General features: G+C 62.8%; 3 protein-coding genes and 1 pseudogene. 3 read left to right on the top strand and 1 reads right to left on the bottom strand.

Features of this window, described 5'->3' with window-relative positions:
- Nucleotides 1-97: 97 nt before the first annotated feature.
- Complete coding sequence (locus E3O39_RS17410; RefSeq protein ID WP_134446643.1) at nt 98-706, bottom strand: oxygenase MpaB family protein; 609 nt, start codon at nt 704-706, stop codon at nt 98-100.
- 90 nt (nt 707-796) lie between these two features.
- Here E3O39_RS17410 and E3O39_RS17405 point away from each other — a divergent pair, with 90 nt between their 5' ends.
- The 3 genes and pseudogenes from E3O39_RS17405 to E3O39_RS17395 all read left to right on the top strand — a co-directional run bounded on the left by E3O39_RS17405 (nt 797) and on the right by E3O39_RS17395 (nt 3,665).
- Nucleotides 797-2,260: a cryptochrome/photolyase family protein gene (locus E3O39_RS17405; RefSeq protein WP_134446642.1), complete on the top strand. Its 1,464-nt coding sequence runs from the start codon at nt 797-799 to the stop codon at nt 2,258-2,260.
- Nucleotides 2,261-2,454: 194 nt separating this feature from the next.
- A pseudogene (locus tag E3O39_RS17400) lies at nt 2,455-2,763 on the top strand (IS5/IS1182 family transposase); the annotation flags it as partial.
- A 446-nt stretch (nt 2,764-3,209) separates the two neighbouring features.
- Nucleotides 3,210-3,665, top strand: coding sequence for a GtrA family protein (locus tag E3O39_RS17395; RefSeq protein ID WP_241975268.1), 456 nt, complete (start codon nt 3,210-3,212; stop codon nt 3,663-3,665).
- Nucleotides 3,666-4,247 lie beyond the last annotated feature (582 nt).

Genomic DNA, 4,247 nt, shown 5'->3' with positions numbered 1-4,247 from the left:
GAAAAATGAACCCTAAGTAAGTTCCATTTTTCCTGACCTGGAAGGCATTCTCGGTTTAACGCGCCGTCAAACCCCGACTCTCACCGGTGGATCGAGGCTAAGCTCTCAGCTCCCCGGCCGAGCGGAGCGGATCCTGCACGCCGATCAGCTCGCCGGCCTTCGCCCACTCGCGCACGTACCCGTCGGCGCCGCCGGCGATCGCGCCGCCCGCGCCCCGACCACCCCACAGCTTGTGTGACTCGAGAAAAGCATCCGTTAAGACGATATGCACCCCGGACAACAATTCGGGGTCACCCGCCGAATAGTTCCGCCGCACACCGGCAGCGTCGAGGTAACTGCCCCTGACCCGGTCATGGAAACGCCCCACCCTGGTCGACTCTAGTTCCGCGCGCACGGTGTCGGCGAAGGTGACAGTCACGAGCCACTGGATCGTTCCGGAGAGGCGCCCGAGCGGGTCCTCCTTGTACCGGGACCAGTCGTGCACCCCGGCCATCGCCCCCGGGTGCAGGGTCTTCATCAGCAGCGCCCTGATCCCGGCGACCATCGTCGCCATGCCGCCGTGGACAGCCCATGCGGCCGATCCGGGGCCGAAGAAGTTCGCGTCATCGCCGAGCTCCATCGTGCCGACCCACTGCGGCCGGCCCTCGCTGTTGCCCGACAGGGTCCCGAGGAGGTTCGATCGCCAACTGTCCGTGAACCTGCCCATACCCGAGGCTAACCCGGGATCGCTGGGCATCCGCCCCGAACAGCCGGGCGAGGGAATCCGTCGCGGGTGCCCCGCCCTAGACTCACAATCATGCCGGTGCCCCGCTTCCTGTTCGCTGACCAGCTTGGACCGCACTTCGATGACGGCGGACAGATTGTGCTGGTCGAGGCGGTCGGGGTCCTCGGGCGGCGGCCCTATCACCGGGCGAAGGCACACCTCATCCTCAGCGCACTGCGTCACCGGGCGCGGGAACTCGGCGACCGCGTCGAATTCTTGCATGCGGAGCACTATCGCGACGTGCTCTCCGGTCGCCCGCTCGAGGTGATCGACCCCACCAGCTGGGGGGCGAGGGCGCTCGTGGCCGAACTCGGCGCCAGCGTGCTGCCGAGCCGCGGATTCATCACGAGCGAGGCGGACTTCGCCGACTGGGTCGAGGGGCGCCCGGCCTCCCGGCTCGTACTCGAGCAGTTCTACCGTTCGGTTCGCACGCGGACCGGAGTACTGATGCGCGGGCCGGACCCCGAGGGCGGCCGCTTCAACTTCGACCACGACAACCGCCGTCCGCCACCCCGCGCGGCCATCGCCCTCGGCCTGCCCGACCCGTGGAAGCCGGTCGAAGACGACATCGACGAAGAAGTGCGCCGAGACCTCGACCGGCTGCAAGCGGATGGCCGCATCACCCTGATCGGGCGGGATGGGCCCCGGCGCTTCGCCGCGACCCGGGCGGAGGCCCTGGCCGCCCTCGAAGACTTCATCGAGACCCGACTGAATGACTTTGGTCCGTTCGAGGATGCGTCCCTGCGCGGGGACGACGCGATGGCACACTCCAGGTTGAGCGTGCCGCTCAACCTGGGCCTGCTGCATCCTCGGGAGGTAATCGATGCGGTCGTGTTGGCCCACGCGAGCGGCGCGGCGCCCCTGCAGAGCGTCGAGGCCGTCGTCCGCCAGCTCATGGGGTGGCGGGACTGGGTCTGGCACCTGTACTGGCACCTCGGGCCCGCCTATGTCATGAACAATAATTTCCTCGCCGCGCACGAACCGCTACCCCGGTCGTACTGGGAGCTCGACGGCACTGGTGTGCGGGCCGCCTGCGTCAGCCACGTGCTGGAGGCGGTGGCCGACACCGGCTGGGCCCACCACATCCAGCGCCTCATGATCCTCGGAAACCAGGCCCTGCAGCGCGGCTATCATCCGGGCGAACTGAACGACTGGTTCATCTCGGCGTTCGTTGACGGAACTCCGTGGGTAATGCCGGCCAACGTCGTCGGAATGTCGCAATATGCCGACGGCGGCATGGTCGCGACCAAGCCGTATACGTCCGGCGGCGCCTACATCTCGTCGATGAGTGATTTCTGCGGAGGCTGCCCATTCAATCCCAAGAAACGCCTCGGCGAGGACGCCTGCCCGTTCACGGCCGGGTATTGGGCGTTTCTCGACCGGGTCGAACCGCGCATCCGCGGCAACCATCGAATGAGCCAGCCGCTGGCGGGGCTAAGACGCTTGGTCGACCGTGAGGCCGTCGTCGCCCAGGAACGGACCCGAACGGTCTGGTGAGCCGGCAGAGTCAGGGGGGCGCTAGATTCACTGGAAGTGCGACCGGCCAGGACCGGAGTGCAAGGCGGAAGAGACCAGCATGAAAGGATCGGTCAAGAATTCGGAGCTTCAATTAGGCGAGGAGCGTGGGTCAGTGAGGATAATTTTTAAAACGCCGGTGGATTTCCTGGGTTTAGGTTTTCGGTCCGGGAAAATTGGGTTTGAGCGATTCGGAGGGTCTCTTCCCCGCGGCTGAGCTTGAGCACGTGGACTCTGTCGTTGATGATGGTGTTGAGGCTGGCGGCGGGGTGAATAAACGGTTCCGGGCGCTCAAGCCGGCCGCGGTGATGCTGGTGCCACCGTCGCTGGATGAGTGGTTACCGCAGAATCATCTCTCTCGCTTCATCGCGGACATCGCCGAAACCCAGCTCGACCTGCAGAAGTTCTACGCGTCGTATGCGAAGTCGAAGGGCCAGTCGCCGCATGACCCGCGCCTGATGGTGCGGGTCATGCTGTACGAGTATTGACTCATCGAGGACGACGACTTTAATCGCCCCAAGATTCATTTTTCGAGATGGCACTGCGTGATGGAGGGTTCAAAGCGCAGACAGCAAGCCGACGGATGCCGAATGGAGCACGCAGTAATCGACATTCTCACTCGCGCACGCGGATGTAATCCTTGTCAAAGTTGGATGGCGGCTACTATCCCGCGAGTGAAGCCTGAAGACGTCGACCTGCCGCCTACCGCGTCATTTCCCGCACCCCTCGGCTCGATCCTTCATCGTCGAATCAGCTCGAAAATCGCCCAATGCTTCGAGAACACTCATACGCTGCCGGAAGATTATTAGTCTGGTCAGGATATTCTTTTCAGAATATTTCATTCTTGGGGAGATTTGCAGCGATGGGGAGCGATTCAATGGGGCGGATTGTCGACTTAGTCAGAGGATTTGCGGATACGACTCTGACGTACGTGCTCAAATTCGGCGTCGTCGGTCTCTGCGGATACGTGGTCGATCTTGGCCTCTTCAATGCTCTCCGACTCGGAGCCCTCGGGCAGAGCCACTATGTGCAAGGTCCTATCGGCGCCACGATCATCTCCGTCGGCATCGCGACTCTCGTGACCTGGTTTGGCAACCGTTACTGGACGTTCCGAGCTCGACGCAGGTCGAACATCGCGCTCGAACTCTTTGAGTTCGTGGTCGTGTCGGTCCTGGGGCTGCTCGTCAGCCTCGCGTGCCTGTGGGTATCGCACTATGCACTGGGCTTTGAGAGCCTCCTCGCGGACAACATCGCTAAGAACGTTGTGGGGCTGGGGTTATCTACTGGTCTACGGTTCCTTCTGTATCACTACTGGGTCTACGGAAGCCAGAGGACTGATCAAGTCAGCAACGTCGAAGAGAGCATACCCGCGGACGTCGTCGCGTAGACCTCGATCTATTCCCTCGCCTTTGTATCCGAAGCAGACATCCGCGCATGGGTCAAAGGATGGAACGAGAATCCGAAGCCATTCATCTGGACCAAGCCCGCAAAACAGATCTCCGAATCCCTCAGCCGACTTCTACAACGAACTACCGGCGCAGGACACTAGCTGGCATCGAGCGTGCACGGCCCGCCCCGTATCGACTGAGATGGAGATTGCCGACGAGGATGCAGCCGGATCTTGACAGTACCCTCGACCTGATCCTGCGCGGATTGGGGGAGGAAGAGGGCGACGCCCCCCTTTCCTGACTGTCGTCGTGCTCTCGCTCGCCAGTTGGTTGCAGGGATAGTGGGTGCTGATGCAACGGGATGTGGGTAAGCCGAAGGTGGCCGGGCGGCGCCCAGTTTGGCATGGCCGCTAACAATCGGGCCCGGCACCGAGGCCGCCACAGCCAGAAGTGTCGCGTCGATCACATCGCCATGCCACTATGGTTACGTCCCTGTGAGTGGTGTGGTTTCCCGCTCGTGAGCGTTGCTTCTTCAACGCGAAGAGCCACCGTGGGATGGTCAGTGAGTACCGACTAAGCAA

It is taken from the genome of Cryobacterium sp. MDB2-A-1 (assembly GCF_004402675.1).
GTDB lineage: Bacteria > Actinomycetota > Actinomycetes > Actinomycetales > Microbacteriaceae > Cryobacterium > Cryobacterium glucosi.
This window is presented reverse-complemented; position numbering and strand designations above follow the sequence as displayed.